The sequence below is a fragment of the Methylobacterium nigriterrae genome (assembly GCF_037106235.1).
GTDB lineage: Bacteria > Pseudomonadota > Alphaproteobacteria > Rhizobiales > Beijerinckiaceae > Methylobacterium > Methylobacterium nigriterrae.
The window spans coordinates 1-16,603 of the sequence record NZ_JBAWTG010000028.1 but is presented as its reverse complement, the minus strand read 5'-3'; the positions used below and the strand labels follow the sequence as shown (position 1 = coordinate 16,603).

Below are 16,603 nucleotides of genomic sequence, written 5' to 3'. Positions count from 1 at the left end.
CCGAGGGGCGCCGCAGCGCGACGATCAGGGAGCTGCCGCCATGCGGATCGCAGAACTCGACACCCGACCGACGACGCCCGTCCCGGCACCCGCTGGCGATGCGGCCAGATGGGCGGCGCTGGCCTCGCGCGACCCGCGCGCCGACGGCAGCTTCGTATACTCGGTCAGGACCACCGGCGTGTATTGCCGCCCGAGCTGCCCCGCGCGGCAAGCCCGGCCCGAGAACGTCGCCTTCCACGCGACCTGCGCGGAGGCCGAGGCGGCGGGCTTCCGCCCGTGCCGGCGCTGCCGGCCGAACGAGCCGGCGCTGGCCGAGCGCCGGGCCGAGGCGGTGGCCCGCGCCTGCCGGCTGATCGACGAGGCCGAGACGATGCCGGCTCTCGACGATCTCGCCAGGTCCGCCGGGATGAGCCCGTTCCACTTCCACCGCGTGTTCCGGACGGTCACCGGCATCACCCCGAAGGCCTATGCGGGGGCACGGCTCGCGGGCCGCGTCGCCTCGGGCCTGCGGGAGGCGGGCTCCGTGACGCAGGCGGTGTACGAGGCCGGCTACAACTCGGCGAGCCGGTTCTACGCCGGGGCGGCGCAGCGGCTCGGCATGCCGCCCTCCGCCTACCGCCGGGGCGGGGCCGGCACCCGCATCCGCTTCGCGGCGGCCGAGTGCGCGCTGGGCTCGATCCTGGTGGCAGCGACCGAGCGGGGCGTCTGCGCGATCCTGCTCGGCGACGACCCTGATGCCCTGGCGCGCGACCTCCAGGACCGCTTCCCCGAGGCCGAGCTGTCGGGCGGCGACGCCGCCTTCGAGGGCTGGGTCGCGCGGGTGATCGGCTTCGTCGAGGCCCCCGGCCGCGGGCTCGACCTGCCCCTCGACATCGGCGGCACCGCCTTCCAGCAGCGGGTCTGGGCGGCCCTGCGGGCGATCCCGGCCGGCTCGACCGCGACCTACGCGGAGATCGCCCGCGCCATCGGCGAGCCTGCCTCCGTCCGGGCGGTCGCCCGGGCCTGCGCCGCCAACCGGCTCGCGGTCGCGATCCCGTGCCACCGCGTCGTGCGCTCGGACGGCTCGCTGTCGGGCTACCGCTGGGGCGTCGAGCGCAAGCGCGACCTGCTCGCCCGCGAAGGCGCGGTCCGATGAAGGCCGTGGCGGGGCCCGCCCCAGAGCCGCTGGCTCCTGTCGAATCCGCTGCTTGATCCCTTCGGGATGGCGGATGTGCGCTTCGCCCGGTCTCCGCGCGGGCTCGCCGGCACGGCGTCCGCCTTAATCGGGCGGACGCCGTGTCATTGCGCCAGGCCGACCTGCACGAGGTTGTCGCTGAAGGTCGGCGAGTGCCCCATGCCGCCGTAGGTCGAGGCGCTGACGACGTTCACCGCCCCGTCGCGGTTCAGGGAGTGCCAGTAGCCGAGGGAGGCCACCACCATGCCGGCCGGCACGTCGTCGGTGACCCTGGCCTGCCCGTGAAAGGCGCCGCGGTCGTTGAACACCTTGACGACCGCGCCCTCGGTGATCTCGCGGACCAGGGCGTCGCCCGGATTGATCAGGATCGCCTGCTCGCCCTGGGCCCTGATCTTGTGTGCCTCGTTGGCGTATTGCGAGTTCAGGAAGCCGTGGCTCTTCGGCGAGACGATGTTGAGGGGATAGCGCTCCGCCTGCGCGGGGTTGGTCTCCGGCCGCTCGTTGGCCGGCACGTAGCCGGGCAGGGGATCCAGCGGCTCGCCGCCCTGCTCGGCCTCGTACATCTGCCGGAACGGCGGGGCGACGAAGTTGCCCGTCGTCGCGGCCGTCTCCGACCAGAACTCGCACTTTCCGGACGGCGTCGGGAAGTTCCCGTCCGCGTGCGGCGTGCGCGTCTCGGGATCGCCGAGGTTCAGCCGGTACCAGCCATGCTCGCGGAAATGGCTCATGCCGATGCCGCCGAGCTTCGGGCTCTCCCAGTTAGTTGTAGGGTAGGATCGCCTCCCGGCCGTGGGTCGCGATCACGTCGCTGAAGCGTTGGTGGATCTCCGCCAGGGCCTCGTCCCAGCCGATGCGCTCGAACTGCCCGCTCCCCTTCGGCCCGCTCCGGCGCATCGGGTAGAGCACTCGGTCCGGATTGTAATGGTGCTTGTCGAAGTCCCTGACCTTCGCGCAGAGCGCGCCGCGGGTCATCGGATGGTCCGGGTTGCCGCAGACATCCGTGAGCCGGCCCGCCTCCACCGTGTAGATCATCGAGCAGGTGTCGGGGCAATCATGCGGACAGGCGCCGAGCTTGGTGTGGGATTCTTCGAGCATGTTCGATCCCTGGATTCGCGTTTGGCGAGACTTGGTGGGTGTCCTCGATCGCATCGGTCCGGCCTGACCCCGCCCCGCCGGGGCCGGCCTCGACCCTCACCGGGCAGGCCGACCGCACTTCGGTTCCGGCAAACCGCGCCGGCCCGCGGAAGGCCAGCCGAAGCGACGGGGGTCCTTGCTCAACCTTACGGTTGAGGCTGCACACTTTCGGAAGTGCTGCAAGATAGTTCGGCCGATGCGGGCCGGCCGGAGATTTGCTGCCGGATCCCGGCGATGCGCGCTTCGCCCGCACTCCCGGAGGTCCCGGCCGGCGGACCGGTCCGTACGGTCGGGATGACCGTCGAAGGTCGGCCCGGGCGCCGAACGGGCCGCCGGTTCGGCGGAAAGCCGGTCCCGTCCTCAGGCCTTGGCCGCGACGCGCTGGCCGTGCCTGCCGAAGCCGCGCTTCGCGGCTTCCCAGTTCACGATGCCGAACCGGAGGACGGCCTGCTCGAGATAGTCGATCGCGTCGATGAGATGGCCGCGGGCCGGGTTCGCATCCTCCCCCTCGGGAGCGGGCGGCGCTTCCGCGAGCTTGACCGCCGCGATGAGCACGCGGTCCCGCTCGTCCTCGATCCGGCGGTCGCGCTCCACGTAGCCGCGGACTTCCGCGTCGAAGGCCGCGATGACGGCCCAGGGAAGCTCGTCCGCGGAGGCCGAGCCGGGATAGGCCATCGCGCGGCGGCGCGCGTCGGCCGCGGCCGCACGGACATGGTCTGCGAGCTTGGCGTCCATGCCGATCCTCTCCTTTTGCGGACCGTGCGGAACGCGCGCGGCGGTGCGGCGGGTTCCGGCCGCCGGGCACGGTGCCTCAATCCTCGGGCTCGATGCAGGCGCGGATGAACTGATCGCGCGCGGACCCCTTCAGGTTTCTCGTCGCGGCGCTGTCCCGGCACTGGGCGAGCACGCCCGGATCGACGTCCGGCATCGCCTCGTCGAGGCTACGGCTCGATTCCGGTGTCGGCTTGCCCGGCGCCTGCTTGCCCGGTGTCGGCTTGCCGGACTCGGGCGCGGCCTGCGCGAGAGCCGCGCCCGACAGGGCCGCCAGGGCCGCCGCGATCGTGATGGCGTGTCTCATCTGCGTCCTGCTCCGGGGTGATGGTCGATGCCGCGCAGCCTCGCGGCCATCTGCGGCAAAGGTTCGGCGATGCGCGGCCGATCGGGCAGGGTTCGGAGCCGGCCGATTCCGCCGGGCCCGGAGGCGCCCCGGCGCGTGGCTACCCTTCCCGGCAACCAACTCCGCACGTCCGACTTAGTTGGGGAGCGCCCGCCGTCGACGGGGCAGGGGCCTTGGCCGGCGGTGGCGTCCGGGCCTATGGTCCCGTCCGTCCCGGCCCCGCGCTGCGGAGGTGTCCCGCATGAGGCTACGACCCGCCACGGATCGCGCGGCAGATGCAGCTTGAGATCGAGCGCAGGTTCCTCACCGCGCCGGCCGTGCTGGGGCATTGCCGGAGCGGGATCCGCATCCGCCAGGGCTACCTCCACACCGACGACGAGAGCACGCTGCGGGTCCGCATCGCGGGCGAGAGGTCCTTCCTCACCTGGAAGGGCCCGCGCGTCGGCGCGATGCGGACCGAGGACGAACGCGAGGTGCCCCGCGCCACCGCCGACTTCCTGTTCAGCCTCGTTCCGCCCGACCGCATCCTCGAGAAGACGCGCTACCGAATCGATCATGCGGGCCTGACCTGGGACGTCGACGTGTTCGACGGGGCGCTCGCCGGCCTGATCCTGGCCGAGGTCGAACTCGAGCGGGAGGACCAGCCCGTGCCCTTGCCGCCCTGGGTGCGGCGCGAGGTGACGCAGGATCCGCGCTACCGCAATTCCCGCCTGGCCGGGCGCAAGGGATATCCGCGCCGGCGCGCGGCCTGAGCGCGGCCGCCCGCGCGGCTCGTTCTCCGGACGTCCGGAACTCGGCGAACGCCTGGTTTCCGAGCGGGGTCGCCCGCGGCGCGGCACCGGCGGAGCGTGGCGCGAATTTTTCCATCTGTGGTTGAACTGATGACAGTTTGCCGCAGTTTGTACAGAATCGACCTCGGGCAGCCGGGCGCCCGCATCGGGCCGGCGGCCCGCAGGGTCGGCCCGGCCTCGGCGGCCGGGCCCGGTTGTCCGGGCCCCGGTCCGGCCGGCGACGGAGCCCGCCCGACTTCCACGGGTGGCCGGTCTCGGCCATCCGCACCATCAGAAGCGCCCGGGATGCAAGCCTGTTCGGGAGCGGGCCTCACGCCGACGCGGCGCGCTCACCGGAGGAGACGTGAATGGGTCAAGCCGCGATGGGTCACCCCGCCGGAGACCGAGCCGCCCGATCGTGCCGCGCGGCGCTCGTGGTCGAGGACGACCGCAACCTCCGCGATCTTGCCGCTGCCGTACTGGAGGAAACCGACCTGCAGGTCATCGAGGCGGATAGCGGCGAGGAGGCGCTCCAGCACCTGCGGGCGCATGCGGAGGAGATCGCGCTGGTCTTCACGGACGTGCGGCTGCCCTGCCTCATCGACGGCGTCGACCTCGCGCGGGCGGTGAGCACGCGCTGGCCCTGGATCAAGGTGGTGGTGACCTCGGGCGGCCTGGGGGACCGGCTCGACCATCTGCCGGCCGCCGCCACCTATCTCCCGAAGCCGTGGCGGGCCCTCGACGTGCTGATCGCCGCCGAGCGGGCAGCAGCCGCGCCGGGCTGAGCGGCGCCGCCTCTGGCGCCGGCCCCGGCCGGGTGCGATTGGTACGGCCGCTTGGCGAGCGGGATCGCTCTCCTGCCTGCTCCGTTGGATGGTTCAAGTCGGTCGCCCCGGGGGCGAGGCGCGGACCATGAACGGGTCGCTGGAGGAGCCGCTCGATGCCGTGAACCGGCTCGTCGCGGAAACCGAGGAACGTCGGCGCGATCAGGTCAGGCTGATCGCGCGGCTCAGCGAGAGCGCGCGCTGCACGGTGCTCGCCGAGCGCTTGCTGCGCGAGGTCGAGTGCACGCTCACGGTCGCGCGTGCCTATCAGTCGATCCTGCAGAGCCTGAACGAGAGCCCGTGAGGCCGGGGACCGATCGGCGTCTGTCCGGCAATGCGGGACGGGCCGCGGCGGCGAAGCCTTCACGGCGCCCGTCGCCACCTACTGAAGGTTGCATAGATCCGTTCGGCGTCGGTACGGAACAGAGCAACCTCCCTTGAGTTGGCCTCACACAATGCAACCGGAGGATACATGACCACGAAGCCCCCTCCCGTCCCACCCGCCAACCGCTCCGACAAGGGACCGGGCAGCGCCCAGCCCGCGCCGGCCGCGTCGGGCTCGGCGAACGCCCAGACCAAGGATCCGGACAAGATCGGGCAGGCCGGGAACGCGAAGGTGAACACGACGCATCAGGGCTACCAGCAGGATCGGTGATGAGCACCTCGCAGAAGAGTCCCGCCGCCGACCGGCACCATGGCGGCCCGGGCAGCAGCCACCAGGACGCGTCGAAGCCCGCCCAGGCCGAGCCTCGCGGGCCCGCCCCGGGCAGCCCGACCAACGATTCGAAGTCGCACGTCTCGGGCGGCGGCGGCGAGCGCGACAGCCACCACACCCACAGCGGCGAGGGCCGCGCGCCCGACCGCACCGATCGGTCCCACTGAGCCGTAGCCGCCGCGCCGGGGCGGGCGGCGCCCGGCCGCCCCGTGCTGCCCGAGCCGCCCGTCCACAGGCCGGACGTTAAGGGTTGACGAACCCGGGCATCCGTATCATCAGCCCGTCATCCGCACGTCCGGGCCCCGGCCCGGTCGCGCGGCCCCACAGGAATCCACGAACTCCATGCCCGACGACAGTAGTCGACGGACCGTGCCGCCCTCGGCCGACCGCGTGAGCCGCGCCTGATCGTGTGATCCGGCTCGCCCGCGACCGGCCCTGGCGGCCGGTCGAACGAGGTGAGCCATGCTCCTGACCCTGACTTCCCGGCGCGCCAAGCGGCGTGCCAAGACCACCGCGAAGGCCGCCGCGGCGCCCGACCGCAGCATCGCGGTGATCGTCTTCATGATGGCGCTCGTCTTCATTCCCGTGCTCGGCATGCATGTCGCCGTCTCGGCGCTCCACCCGGAGAGCGCGGCCGCGACGGGCGCCGCCCTGCAGGAGGGCATCTCGGCCCTGGCCTCGATGGTCCCGCGCTCGCCCGGCTGACCGCGCCCGCGCGGGGCCTCGCGAGGCTCCCGCGCAAGGGTCTTCGAGGGGGCCTTCGAGAAGGGTCTTGGACGGGCGTGCGGGCGAACACACATCTCCCGGATCCGCACGTACCCGCTATCCGCGTGAGACCATGTCCGCACATCCGGGCCGACCGAGCCCCTCGTCCCCCGTCTCCATCAAGGCCGTCGCGGGTCTCGCGCTGCTGCGCGACGACCGCGTCCTGCTCGTGCGCAAGCGCGGCACGGACAGATTCGTGTTGCCGGGCGGCGCGATCCGCCGGGGCGAGAGCACCAGCCTGAGCGTGGTCCACGACGTGGCGGACGCGCTCGGCGTGCCCGTGGTCTCCTACGACTTCGATCTGCTGGGGATCTTCACGGCGGCCTCGGTGGCTCACCCGGAGACGCTGATCGAGGCGACCGTCTACGCGGGCGCCCTCGACGAGGCGGATCCCTGGATGCCGCTCGGCAATCTCGACGCGCTCCGCTGGGAGCCGCTGACCGCGCAGTCCGACGACCTCTCGCCGCTCGTGCGCCACCACGTGCTGCCGGCCCTGCGGGAGATGTTCGGCCTCGCCGAGGCCCTGCCGGCCTGAGCGGTCAGCGGCAGCGTCGCGACGGCCTCGCCGACCGCCGCGAGCGTCGCGCTGCGGGCCTCGGCCGGCGCATCCGTGCCGGTGAGGAAGGCCGCGACCAGGATCGGCTCGCCGGCCGGCGGCCACAGGATCCCGACGTCGTTCGCGGTGCCGCGATCGCCCGATCCGGTCTTGTCCCCGACCCGCCAGCCCGCGGGCAGCCGCGCCCGCAGCCGGCTGCCCCCCGTCCTGTTGGCGGAGAGCCAGCCCGCCAGCCGCTCGCGCGAGGCCGGCGCGAGGGCGTCGCCGAGGACGAGCCGGCGCAGGTCGGCGAGCATCGCGGCCGGGGTCGTGGTGTCGCGCGGGTCGTCCGGGCGCGCCTCGTTGAGGTCGGGCTCGACCCGGTCCAGGCGGGTCCACATATCGCCGAGGGAGCGGGCATAGTCCGTCAGGCCGGCCGGGCCGCCGATCGCCGCGAGGAGCAGGTTGCCGGCGGTGTTGTCGCTGAGCGTCAGCGCCGCCTCGCAGAGATCGGCGAGCGGCATGGCGCCTTCCCCGAGCCGGGCCTTCGTGACGGGCGAGTACTCGACGAGATCGGCGGCGCCGTAGGCAACGCGCCGCTCCAGGGCCTCCCGGCCGGCGTCGACCTGCGCCAGCACGGCGGCGGCGGCCAGGAGCTTGAAGGTGCTGCACATCGGGAAGCGCTCGTCGGGGCGGTATCCCGCCCCGGCGCCCGTGCGCAGGTCGAGGACCGCGACGCCGAGGCGCCCGCCGCTGCGGCCCTCGATCGCGGCGAAGCGCCGGGCGAGATCGTCCGGCGCCGCCGCGCCTGCCGGCCCAGGCCCCACCGCCAGCGCCCCGCCGATCGAGACCATCAGCCGTCGCCGCGTGAGCATGCCGATCTCCCCTGGCTGGACGCGCCAAGCTCTCCCGCGCGGGGAACGGGGGCCGTTGCCCGCCTGCCGATCAGGCGTCGCGCATCTCGAGCTTGTTGAGGCCGAGCGCCAGGAGCGTCGCGACGGCGCCCGAGAGCAGGTAGAGGCCGACGCAGGCGAGCCCGTAGCGGCTCGACAGGCTGAGCACCACGAGGGGCGCGAAGCCGGCGCCGAGCACCCAGGCGAGGTCGGAGCTCAGCGCCGAGCCGGTGTAGCGGTAGCGGGCGCCGAAGTTCGACGAGACCGCGCCGGCGGTCTGCCCGTAGGACAGGCCGAGGAGGCCGAAGCCCACGACGACGTAGACCGTCTGCCCGGCCATGCTGTCGCCGAACAGGATCGGGGCCAGGATGCTGCCGAGCGCGAAGAGCGCGATCAGGCCGGCGCAGATCGCCAGCATGGTGCGGCGGCCGATCTGGTCCGCCATCAGGCCCGAGGCCAGGATCGCGCCGCACGCGATGGTGGCGCCCGCGAACTGCACCATCAGGAACTCGCCCGCCGAGCGCTCGGTGAACAGGGTGATCCAGCTGATCGGGAAGATGGTGACGAGGTGGAAGAGCGCGAAGCTCGCCAGCGGCACGAAGGCGCCGATGAGGACGTGGCGCCCGTGCGCGCGCAGGAGCTCGTGGACCGGCACCGGCTCGAGCTCACGTTTCTGCAGCAGGTTCACGAACTCGTCGGTCGCCACGAGCCGCAGGCGCGCGAACAGGGCGACGACGTTGATCGCGAAGGCGACGTAGAACGGGTAGCGCCAGCCCCAGTCGAGGAAGTCCTCCGGCGTGAGGTTGGCCAGGAAGAACGAGAACAGGGCGCTGGCCAGCATGAAGCCGAGCGGCGCGCCGAGCTGGGGCATCGCCGCGTACCAGCCGCGCCGGTTCTCGGGCGCGTTGAGGGCGAGGAGCGAGGCGAGGCCGTCCCAGGCGCCGCCGAGCGCGAGGCCCTGCCCGATCCGGAAGGCGGCCAGCAGCAGGATCGCGGTGCGGCCGAGATGGTCGTAGCCCGGCAGGAAGCTGATCGCCGCCGTGGAGCCGCCGAGGAGGAACAGCGCGATCGTCAGCTTGACGCCGCGGCCATGGCGCCGGTCGATCTCCATGAAGAGCACCGAGCCGACCGGCCGGGCCACGAAGGCGAGGGCGAAGATCCCGAAGGCGTAGAGCGTCGCCGTCAGCGGCTCGGCGAAGGGAAAGAACACCTTCGGAAAGATCAGCACCGAGGCGATGCCGAAGACGAAGAAGTCGAAGAACTCGGAGGTGCGACCGATGATGACGCCCACGGCGATCTCGCTCGGAGCGACCTTGTGGTCGGTCGAGACGAGCCGCGCGTCGCGCTCGAGCGGCGCGGAGGAGGGGAGGGCGTAGTCTGAGCTCATCGTCGGTGATTCGCTTTACTGGGGCGATGGTGTCGACGGCGCCGGCGCGGCCGGGCCGTCCCGTCACCGGAATTATGGCGCAGGCTCACCCGGCCGGAAAGCATCGCCGCGCGAGACGTCGTGACGCGAGCGGCACGCGCGATCAGATGATCGCGACATATCCCGGGCACGAACCGGCGACATATCCTGTAGGCTCAACCCTGCTATGCTTGCCGAGCCCCCGGGTGAGACATCGGCGCACTTGCCCTATCGGCTTGTTGCAGCGCAGTAAAGCCGCGCGATTCCCGGATGCGAGCCGTCTACGGTCAGCACGGGCACGCCGCTCCCGGCCCCTCGTCGATTGATCCGATGCGTCTCAGACTTCTTCGCGGACTCGCCCTCGTGCCCGTGCTCGGCCTGCTCGCCGGCTGCAACATGGTGGTGATGCAGCCCTCCGGCGACATCGCGGCCCGGCAGCGCGACCTCGTCGTCGCCTCCACGGGCCTGATGCTCCTCATCATCGTGCCGGTGATCGCGCTGACGCTGCTCTTCGCCTGGCGCTACCGTGCCTCGAACACGCGGGCCACCTACGACCCGGACTGGCACCACTCGACGCAGCTCGAGGTGGTGATCTGGGCGGCCCCGCTCGCCATCATCATCGCGCTCGGCGCGCTCACCTGGATCAGCACCCACACGCTCGATCCCTTCCGGCCGCTCTCGCGCATCGACGCGAGCCGGCCGCTGCCGGCGGGCGTCAGGCCGCTCACCGTCGAGGTCGTGTCGCTCGACTGGAAGTGGCTGTTCTTCTACCCCGAGCTCGGCATCGCGACCGTGAACGAGCTCGCCGCGCCGGTGGACGTGCCGATCACCTTCAAGATCACCTCGGCGTCGATCATGAACTCGTTCTACATCCCGGCGCTCGCGGGTCAGATCTACTCCATGCCCGGCATGCAGACGAAGCTGCACGCCGTGATCAACAGGGCGGGCGTCTACGAGGGCTTCTCGGCGAACTACAGCGGCTCCGGCTTCTCGCGGATGACCTTCAAGTTCCACGGCCTCGACCAGGCGGGCTTCGACCGATGGGTCGCCAAGGCCAGGGCCGAGGGCAAGGCGCTCAGCCGCGAGGCGTACCTGAAGCTCGAGAAGCCGAGCGAGCAGGAGCCCGTGCAGTACTTCGCCTCGGTCGATGGCGGCCTCTACGACGCGATCCTGAACATGTGCGCCGTGCCGGGCAAGATGTGCATGAGCGAGATGATGCACATCGACGCGCAAGGCGGCGCCGGCAAGGAGAGCCACGCGAACCGCGAGCGGCTCGAATACGACAACCGCCACGCGCGGGGCGGGCACGAGGGGGAGGCCGCCACCGTCCCGGCCTCCGGCCGCCCCGCCAGGGGCGACGTGCAGCCCGAGGGCATGAAGCCCGACGCCGCCGGCCCCGAGGTCAGGGAGCCGGGCGAGGCCCCCGACGCGCACCAGGGCCATTCCGAGCCGGCCCACCAGCACGGCGGTCCTGCCCCCGCACAGATGAATCACTGAGCCGGCGCGACCCCGCCGCCGCTCCTGCCGACACGAGCGAGACCGATGTTCTCCAACCTGGACCTCCGGACGCTGATCTTCGGGCGCCTCACGCTCGAGGCGATCCCCTATCACGAGCCGATCCTCGTCCTGACCTTCATCGCGGTCGCCGTCGGCGGCGCCGCGATGCTCGGCGCGATCACGTATTTCCGCCTCTGGGGACCCCTCTGGCGCGACTGGGTGACGAGCGTCGATCACAAGAAGATCGGCATCATGTACATCGTCCTGGCGCTGATCATGCTGCTGCGGGGCTTCGCCGACGCGCTGATGATGCGCGCCCAGCAGGCGATCGCCTTCGGGGCGAACGAGGGCTACCTGCCGCCCCATCACTACGACCAGATCTTCACCGCCCACGGCGTGATCATGATCTTCTTCGTGGCGATGCCGCTGGTGACGGGCCTGATGAACTTCGTGGTGCCGCTGCAGATCGGCGCCCGCGACGTCGCCTTCCCGTTCCTCAACAACTTCAGCTTCTGGATGACGGTGAGCGGCGCCGTGACCGTGATGGCCTCGCTCTTCGTCGGCGAGTTCGCCCGCACCGGCTGGCTCGCCTACCCGCCGCTGTCGGGCCCGGCCGCGAGCCCGGGGGTCGGCGTCGACTACTACATCTGGGCGCTCCAGATCGCCGGCATCGGCACGCTGCTGTCGGGCATCAACCTCATCGCCACCATCGTGAAGATGCGGGCGCCCGGCATGAGCATGATGAAGATGCCGGTCTTCACCTGGACGGCGCTCTGCACCAACGTGCTCATCGTCGCCGCCTTCCCGATCCTCACCGCCGTCCTCGCGATGCTGTCGCTCGACCGCTACGTCGGCACGCACTTCTTCTCGAACGACCTCGGCGGCAACCCGATGATGTACGTGAACCTCATCTGGATCTGGGGCCACCCGGAGGTCTACATCCTGATCCTGCCGGCCTTCGGCATCTTCTCGGAGATCGTCTCGACCTATTCGGGCAAGCGCCTGTTCGGCTACGCCTCGATGGTCTACGCCACCGTCGTCATCACGATCCTGTCCTACCTCGTCTGGCTGCACCACTTCTTCACGATGGGCTCGGGCGCGAGCGTGAACTCGTTCTTCGGGATCACGACGATGATCATCTCGATCCCGACGGGCGCCAAGATCTTCAACTGGCTGTTCACGATGTACCGCGGCCGCATCCGGTTCGAGGTGCCGATGCTGTGGACGGTCGGCTTCATGGTGACCTTCGTCATCGGCGGCATGACCGGCGTGCTGCTCGCGGTGCCGCCGGCCGACTTCGTCCTGCACAACTCGCTGTTCCTGATCGCGCATTTTCACAACGTGATCATCGGCGGCGTGCTCTTCGGGATGCTTGCCGGCATCACCTACTGGTTCCCCAAGGCCTTCGGCTACCGGCTCGACCCGTTCTGGGGGAAGCTGTCGTTCTGGTTCTGGCTCACCGGTTTCTGGTTCGCCTTCATGCCGCTCTACGTGCTGGGGCTCATGGGCGTGACGCGCCGGCTCAACCACTTCGACGATCCCTCGCTTCAGATCTGGTTCGTGATCGCGGCCCTCGGCGCCGTCCTGATCCTGCTCGGCATCGCCTCCTTCGCGGTCCAGCTCGTCGTGAGCTACCTGAGGCGCGAGGAGCTGCGCGACCTGACGGGCGATCCGTGGAACGGGCGGACGCTCGAATGGTCCACCGCCTCGCCGCCGCCCGAGTACAACTTCGCCTTCACGCCCGTGATCCATGACGGCGACGCCTGGTGGGACATGAAGCGCCGCGGCTACAGCCGCCCGCTCCAGGGCTTCAGGGCGATCCACATGCCGAAGAACACCGGCACGGGCGCCATCCTGGGCGCGCTCAGCATCGTCTTCTCCTTCGCGATGATCTGGTACATCTGGTGGCTGGCGGCCCTCGGCTTCGCGGCGATGCTCGCGGTCGCGATCGGCCACACCTTCAACTACGACCGCGACTTCTACATCCCGGCCGACGCGGTCGTCCGGGCCGAGGGCCGGCGGACCGCACTGCTCTCCGGACGGGCCTGATCAGCATGACGACGCACGCATCGACGATTCAGGGCCTCGCCGAGGCCCCGGCGTTCCACGTCGAGGAGCACCACCCGGAAGGCAGCACGATGCTGGGCTTCTGGATGTACCTGATGAGCGACTGCCTCATCTTCGCGGTCCTGTTCGCCACCTACGCGGTGCTCGGCCGGAACTATGCGGCCGGCCCCTCGCCGAAGGACCTGTTCGAGCTGCCGCTTGTCGCCGTGAACACGTCGATGCTGCTTCTCTCCTCCATCACCTACGGCTTCGCGATGCTGGAGATGGAGCGCAGCCGGCAGGCCGTGACGCTCGGCTGGCTCGCGGTGACGGGTCTGTTCGGCCTCGGCTTCGTGGGGATCGAGCTCTACGAGTTCGCCCACCTGATCCACGAGGGCGCGGGCCCGCAGCGCAGCGGCTTCCTGTCGGCCTTCTTCGCGCTGGTCGGCACGCACGGCCTGCACGTCAGCCTCGGCATCCTCTGGCTCGTCGTGCTGATGGTGCAGGTGCGCGGGCGCGGGCTGATCGTCGAGAACCGGCGCCGGCTCCTGTGCCTGTCGATGTTCTGGCACTTCCTCGACGTGATCTGGATCGGCGTCTTCACCTTCGTGTACCTGATGGGAGTCCTGCAATGAGCGCGAGCGCGCAGACCGCTCACCACGACGCGCACCACGGGCACGGGGATCCGGAGAGCCACGCCACCTTCCGCGGCTACATGACGGGCTTCGTGCTGTCGGTGATCCTGACGGCGATCCCGTTCTGGCTCGTCATGGCCGACGTGATCGGCGATAGCCGCACCACCGGCCTCGTGATCATGGCCTTCGCGGTGGTGCAGGTCGTGGTCCACATGATCTGCTTCCTGCACATGAACACGAAGTCGGAGGGCGGCTGGAACATCCTGGCGCTGATCTTCACCCTGACGCTGGTGGTGATCACGCTGATCGGCTCGCTCTGGGTGATGTACCATCTCAACACCAACATGATGCCGATGTCGCACCACGACATGCACAGCCACATCCCCGCCGCGCCCGCCCGGTAGGCCGCGGGAGAACCGGCCGGAGCCGCGATCGGGCTGCTCCGGCCGATCGGAGGCCGACGAGACCCCGTGAGCGATTCCGGACCGGATCCGAGACCCGGCGCCCCGCGCCGCTCCCCCGCGACGCTCGCGCTGATCGGCCTTGCGGCGCTCCTCGCCGTCCTGGGCCTCGTCGGCCTGGGGACCTGGCAGATCGAGCGCCGGGCCTGGAAGCTCGACCTGATCGCCCGCGTCGAATCCCGCATCCACGCCGCGCCGGCGCCCGCGCCGGGACCGGCCGCCTGGCCGCGGATCTCGCCGGAGGACGCCTACCGGCGCGTGCGGGCCCGCGGCACCTTCCTGCACGAGAGCGAGACCCTGGTTCAGGCCGTGACCGAGCTCGGCGGCGGCTTCTGGGTGATCACGCCCCTGCGCACGCCCGACGGCACCGTGCTCGTCAACCGCGGCTTCGTGCCGGCCGACAGGCGCGACGCGGAGACACGCAGGGCAGGGGAGGTCGCGGGCGAGGCCACGGTCACCGGGCTCCTGCGCATCAGCGAGCCGCACGGGGCCTTCCTGCGCGCCAACGACCCCGCCGCGAACCGCTGGACCTCGCGCGACGTCGCGGCGATCGCGGCGGCCCGCGGCCTCGGGACGGTCGCGCCCTATTTCATCGACGCCGACGCGGCGCCCAACCCGGGCGGCCTGCCGGTCGGCGGGCTCACGGTCGTCGCCTTCCGCAACGACCATCTCGTCTACGCGCTCACCTGGTTCGCGCTCGCCCTGATGGCGGCGGGCGGCGCCGCCTTGCTGTTCCGCGACGCCTGGGCGCGCGCGCGTTCGTGACGGGGCCCAAGACGGCAACGCCCCGGGGTGCGACCCCGGGGCGCCGTTTGGCTAAGCGGCCAGTTTGATCGGGAGCTGGGGACACTTAGGCCAAAGGTTTGCGGCCTCCCGCTCAGTAGGAGCCGAACTTGTAGTTGACGCCGGCGCGCACCACCGCGAACTCGATGTCGCGGCGGAACACGCCACCCTGGAACACCGTGATGCCGGGCGAGAGGATGCCCACCACCGTGCCGTTCGGGGTGACCGCGAAGGCGCCGTTGTTGCGGTTGCCGCGGTCGAGGTTCACGTACAGGCCCTCCACCCGGAACGTCACCGCCGAGGCGCGGAAGAAGTTCAGGAAGGAATCGTTGGCGAGCGCGTACTCGATGCCGCCGCCGGCTGCCCAGCCGGTCTGGAAGTTGTCGGTCGAGCCGTTGGGCAGGCCGAACTGGCGGCCGCCGCCCGAGCCGTAGGCGAAGCCGCCGGTGCCGTAGAACAAGGTCCGGTCGAAGGCGTAGCCGAGGCGGCCGCGCACCGTGCCGAAATAGTCGAGGCCCGACAGCCCGCTCGGGTTGAAGGCCAGGACGCCCGGGTTGATGCCGCCGCCGGGCACCGTGGCGAAGGCGAAGCGGTTGCGGTCGCGCCCGAAATCCACGTACTGCGCGTCGGCCTCGAGGCCGATCACGAAGCCAGAGCCCGGCGTGAACTGGTAGTTGTAGCCGATCTGGCCGCCACCCGTGAAACCGTCGAGGGAGCGGCCGCCCCCGAAAGCGAGGACGCCGGCGGCCGGCGCGCCGGCGCCTGTGAGGAAGACGCTGGTGGCCGGCGTCGGCCCCGCGGGCACGCCGATCACGGTCGCGGCCTGGTTGCTGCGGGTGTCGAATCCGTAGCCCGCGTTGAAGCCGGCGTAGAAGCCCGTCCAGGTGAAGACCGGCACTGGCGTGAAGATCGGCGGCGGTTCGCGCTTCGGCAGATCCGCCGCGGCGGCAGCTCCGCAGAGGAGCGCCGTCGCGCCGCTCGCGAGCAGAAGTCTTTTGATCATACCTTTTATATTCCCTTGTGAGACCCAGCGGGGCGTTGAGGCTATTAAAGGACCACGCCGCGAGAAGAACTCCTAGTGCGCGCGAACAACAAACATCGCTTCAGACCGACTATCTCGCGAATTTCCGCCAGAATGCACGCCTTTACCCAGCCATGTTGTTCCCCTGCCACATTAACAAACAACTAAACTACCGGTAATGTAGGAAAGTGTACCATATAACTTCGTAATCCGGTGCGATATCGTACGCCGGAGCTACATCAATACTAGCAGTCGACTCGGATGCGACAAATGCCGCGGCGTCGGCCACACCAGTCCCGGCACCGAGCGGGAGCCGCGGACACCGCGGTCGCCGAGCCTCGCGTTCCGGGTTGACGGTTTAGGGTTGCGTGTCTATATCCGGCTCATCGACGGCTGGCCGCGGGTTTTGGTCTGGCGTGTCGGTGCACTTCCCGGGACAGGATGAGCGGAGAGGATCCGGTGCGAGCCGGATGCTCTGTCGTTTGGCCTGTCTCCTGGTTCGGGCCTTCGGGTTCGGTCGGGTGTCGGGTTCCGGGTTTCGGCGCTGCCGGGTCCCGGGGTTGACAGGGGAGGGGCGGGGGCTTAGACGCCCTCCACCGCCGCGGCGGGCCCCGGGAGACCGGCGGCTGGCGGGGTGGTTTTCCTGACAGATGGCGGGCTTTGGGTCCGGCGCGAGCCGGGCGGGTCTGTCGTCTTCGGGGTGGTTCCGGCGGGTGTCGGGGCCGTTGTTCTTTGACAACTGAATCTGAGGAAGAGAAGCGTGGACGGCTGTTGTCCTTGCGGCTTTGGGTTTTGGGCGGCTTTAGGGTTGTCTGGGATCTGGGGCGT

The 16,603-nt window shown here is 70.6% G+C and carries 18 protein-coding genes and 1 pseudogene; 12 read left to right on the top strand and 7 right to left on the bottom strand.

The genetic code is table 11. The features are described 5' to 3' along the window. Positions 1–40 precede the first annotated feature (40 nt). Complete coding sequence (gene ada / locus WDW90_RS16200) at positions 41–1,135, top strand: bifunctional DNA-binding transcriptional regulator/O6-methylguanine-DNA methyltransferase Ada (RefSeq protein ID WP_336488431.1); 1,095 nt, start codon at positions 41–43, stop codon at positions 1,133–1,135. A 143-nt stretch (positions 1,136–1,278) separates the two neighbouring features. Here ada and WDW90_RS16195 read toward each other — a convergent pair. The 4 genes and pseudogenes from WDW90_RS16195 to WDW90_RS16185 form a co-directional block, all read right to left on the bottom strand. After that, positions 1,279–1,935 (bottom strand): annotated as a pseudogene (locus WDW90_RS16195) (molybdopterin dinucleotide binding domain-containing protein); the annotation flags it as partial. After that, positions 1,934–2,269: a molybdopterin-dependent oxidoreductase gene (locus WDW90_RS40740; protein WP_431311053.1), complete on the bottom strand. Its 336-nt coding sequence runs from the start codon at positions 2,267–2,269 to the stop codon at positions 1,934–1,936. The gene WDW90_RS40740 and the pseudogene WDW90_RS16195, both read right to left, overlap by 2 nt. A gap of 399 nt (positions 2,270–2,668) precedes the next feature. Continuing rightward, positions 2,669–3,043, bottom strand: coding sequence for a hypothetical protein (locus WDW90_RS16190; protein ID WP_336488430.1), 375 nt, complete (start codon positions 3,041–3,043; stop codon positions 2,669–2,671). A gap of 76 nt (positions 3,044–3,119) precedes the next feature. Further along, positions 3,120–3,386: a hypothetical protein gene (locus WDW90_RS16185; protein WP_336488429.1), complete on the bottom strand. Its 267-nt coding sequence runs from the start codon at positions 3,384–3,386 to the stop codon at positions 3,120–3,122. 314 nt (positions 3,387–3,700) lie between these two features. Here WDW90_RS16185 and WDW90_RS16180 point away from each other — a divergent pair, with 314 nt between their 5' ends. From WDW90_RS16180 to WDW90_RS16155, 6 genes are all read left to right on the top strand, one after another. After that, positions 3,701–4,177, top strand: coding sequence for a CYTH domain-containing protein (locus WDW90_RS16180; protein WP_336488428.1), 477 nt, complete (start codon positions 3,701–3,703; stop codon positions 4,175–4,177). Positions 4,178–4,563: 386 nt separating this feature from the next. After that, complete coding sequence (locus tag WDW90_RS16175; protein ID WP_336488427.1) at positions 4,564–4,980, top strand: response regulator; 417 nt, start codon at positions 4,564–4,566, stop codon at positions 4,978–4,980. A 127-nt stretch (positions 4,981–5,107) separates the two neighbouring features. Continuing rightward, positions 5,108–5,323, top strand: a complete 216-nt coding sequence (locus WDW90_RS16170) for a hypothetical protein (RefSeq protein ID WP_336488426.1) — start codon at positions 5,108–5,110, stop codon at positions 5,321–5,323. 168 nt (positions 5,324–5,491) lie between these two features. Next, complete coding sequence (locus WDW90_RS16165; protein WP_336488425.1) at positions 5,492–5,674, top strand: hypothetical protein; 183 nt, start codon at positions 5,492–5,494, stop codon at positions 5,672–5,674. After that, positions 5,674–5,901, top strand: a complete 228-nt coding sequence (locus WDW90_RS16160; RefSeq protein WP_336488424.1) for a hypothetical protein — start codon at positions 5,674–5,676, stop codon at positions 5,899–5,901. Before WDW90_RS16165 ends, WDW90_RS16160 begins: the two co-directional genes overlap by 1 nt. A 295-nt stretch (positions 5,902–6,196) precedes the next feature. Then, on the top strand, positions 6,197–6,439 hold the full coding sequence (locus tag WDW90_RS16155; protein ID WP_336488423.1) for a hypothetical protein: 243 nt from the start codon (positions 6,197–6,199) through the stop codon (positions 6,437–6,439). Between the two features lie 423 nt (positions 6,440–6,862). On the opposite strand, the gene bla is transcribed toward WDW90_RS16155, so the two are convergent. Both bla and WDW90_RS16140 read right to left on the bottom strand, forming a co-directional pair. Next, the gene (bla, locus tag WDW90_RS16145) at positions 6,863–7,909 is read right to left on the bottom strand and encodes a class A beta-lactamase (protein ID WP_431311052.1); all 1,047 of its coding nucleotides are present in this window, start codon (positions 7,907–7,909) and stop codon (positions 6,863–6,865) included. Between the two features lie 70 nt (positions 7,910–7,979). Beyond that, complete coding sequence (locus tag WDW90_RS16140) at positions 7,980–9,314, bottom strand: MFS transporter (protein ID WP_336488421.1); 1,335 nt, start codon at positions 9,312–9,314, stop codon at positions 7,980–7,982. A 348-nt stretch (positions 9,315–9,662) separates the two neighbouring features. Here WDW90_RS16140 and cyoA point away from each other — a divergent pair, with 348 nt between their 5' ends. The 5 genes from cyoA to WDW90_RS16115 all read left to right on the top strand — a co-directional run bounded on the left by cyoA (position 9,663) and on the right by WDW90_RS16115 (position 14,736). After that, positions 9,663–10,829 carry a ubiquinol oxidase subunit II gene (gene cyoA / locus WDW90_RS16135; protein WP_336488420.1) on the top strand — a complete coding sequence of 389 codons (1,167 nt, stop codon included), beginning with the start codon at positions 9,663–9,665 and terminating at the stop codon, positions 10,827–10,829. A gap of 45 nt (positions 10,830–10,874) precedes the next feature. Beyond that, on the top strand, positions 10,875–12,878 hold the full coding sequence (gene cyoB / locus WDW90_RS16130) for a cytochrome o ubiquinol oxidase subunit I (RefSeq protein ID WP_336488419.1): 2,004 nt from the start codon (positions 10,875–10,877) through the stop codon (positions 12,876–12,878). Positions 12,879–12,883: 5 nt separating this feature from the next. Continuing rightward, a complete protein-coding gene (gene cyoC / locus WDW90_RS16125) occupies positions 12,884–13,510 on the top strand; it encodes a cytochrome o ubiquinol oxidase subunit III (RefSeq protein WP_336488418.1) in 627 nt (208 codons plus the stop codon). Beyond that, positions 13,507–13,914: a cytochrome o ubiquinol oxidase subunit IV gene (gene cyoD, locus WDW90_RS16120; protein WP_336488417.1), complete on the top strand. Its 408-nt coding sequence runs from the start codon at positions 13,507–13,509 to the stop codon at positions 13,912–13,914. Before cyoC ends, cyoD begins: the two co-directional genes overlap by 4 nt. Before the next feature lie 66 nt (positions 13,915–13,980). Further along, the gene (locus WDW90_RS16115; protein ID WP_431311051.1) at positions 13,981–14,736 is read left to right on the top strand and encodes an SURF1 family protein; all 756 of its coding nucleotides are present in this window, start codon (positions 13,981–13,983) and stop codon (positions 14,734–14,736) included. 112 nt (positions 14,737–14,848) lie between these two features. Here the strand turns inward: WDW90_RS16115 and WDW90_RS16110 are convergent, their stop codons facing one another. After that, positions 14,849–15,754 (bottom strand): outer membrane protein, encoded by a 906-nt coding sequence (locus WDW90_RS16110; protein WP_336488481.1) that lies wholly within the window; start codon positions 15,752–15,754, stop codon positions 14,849–14,851. Between the last annotated feature and the right edge of the window lie 849 nt (positions 15,755–16,603).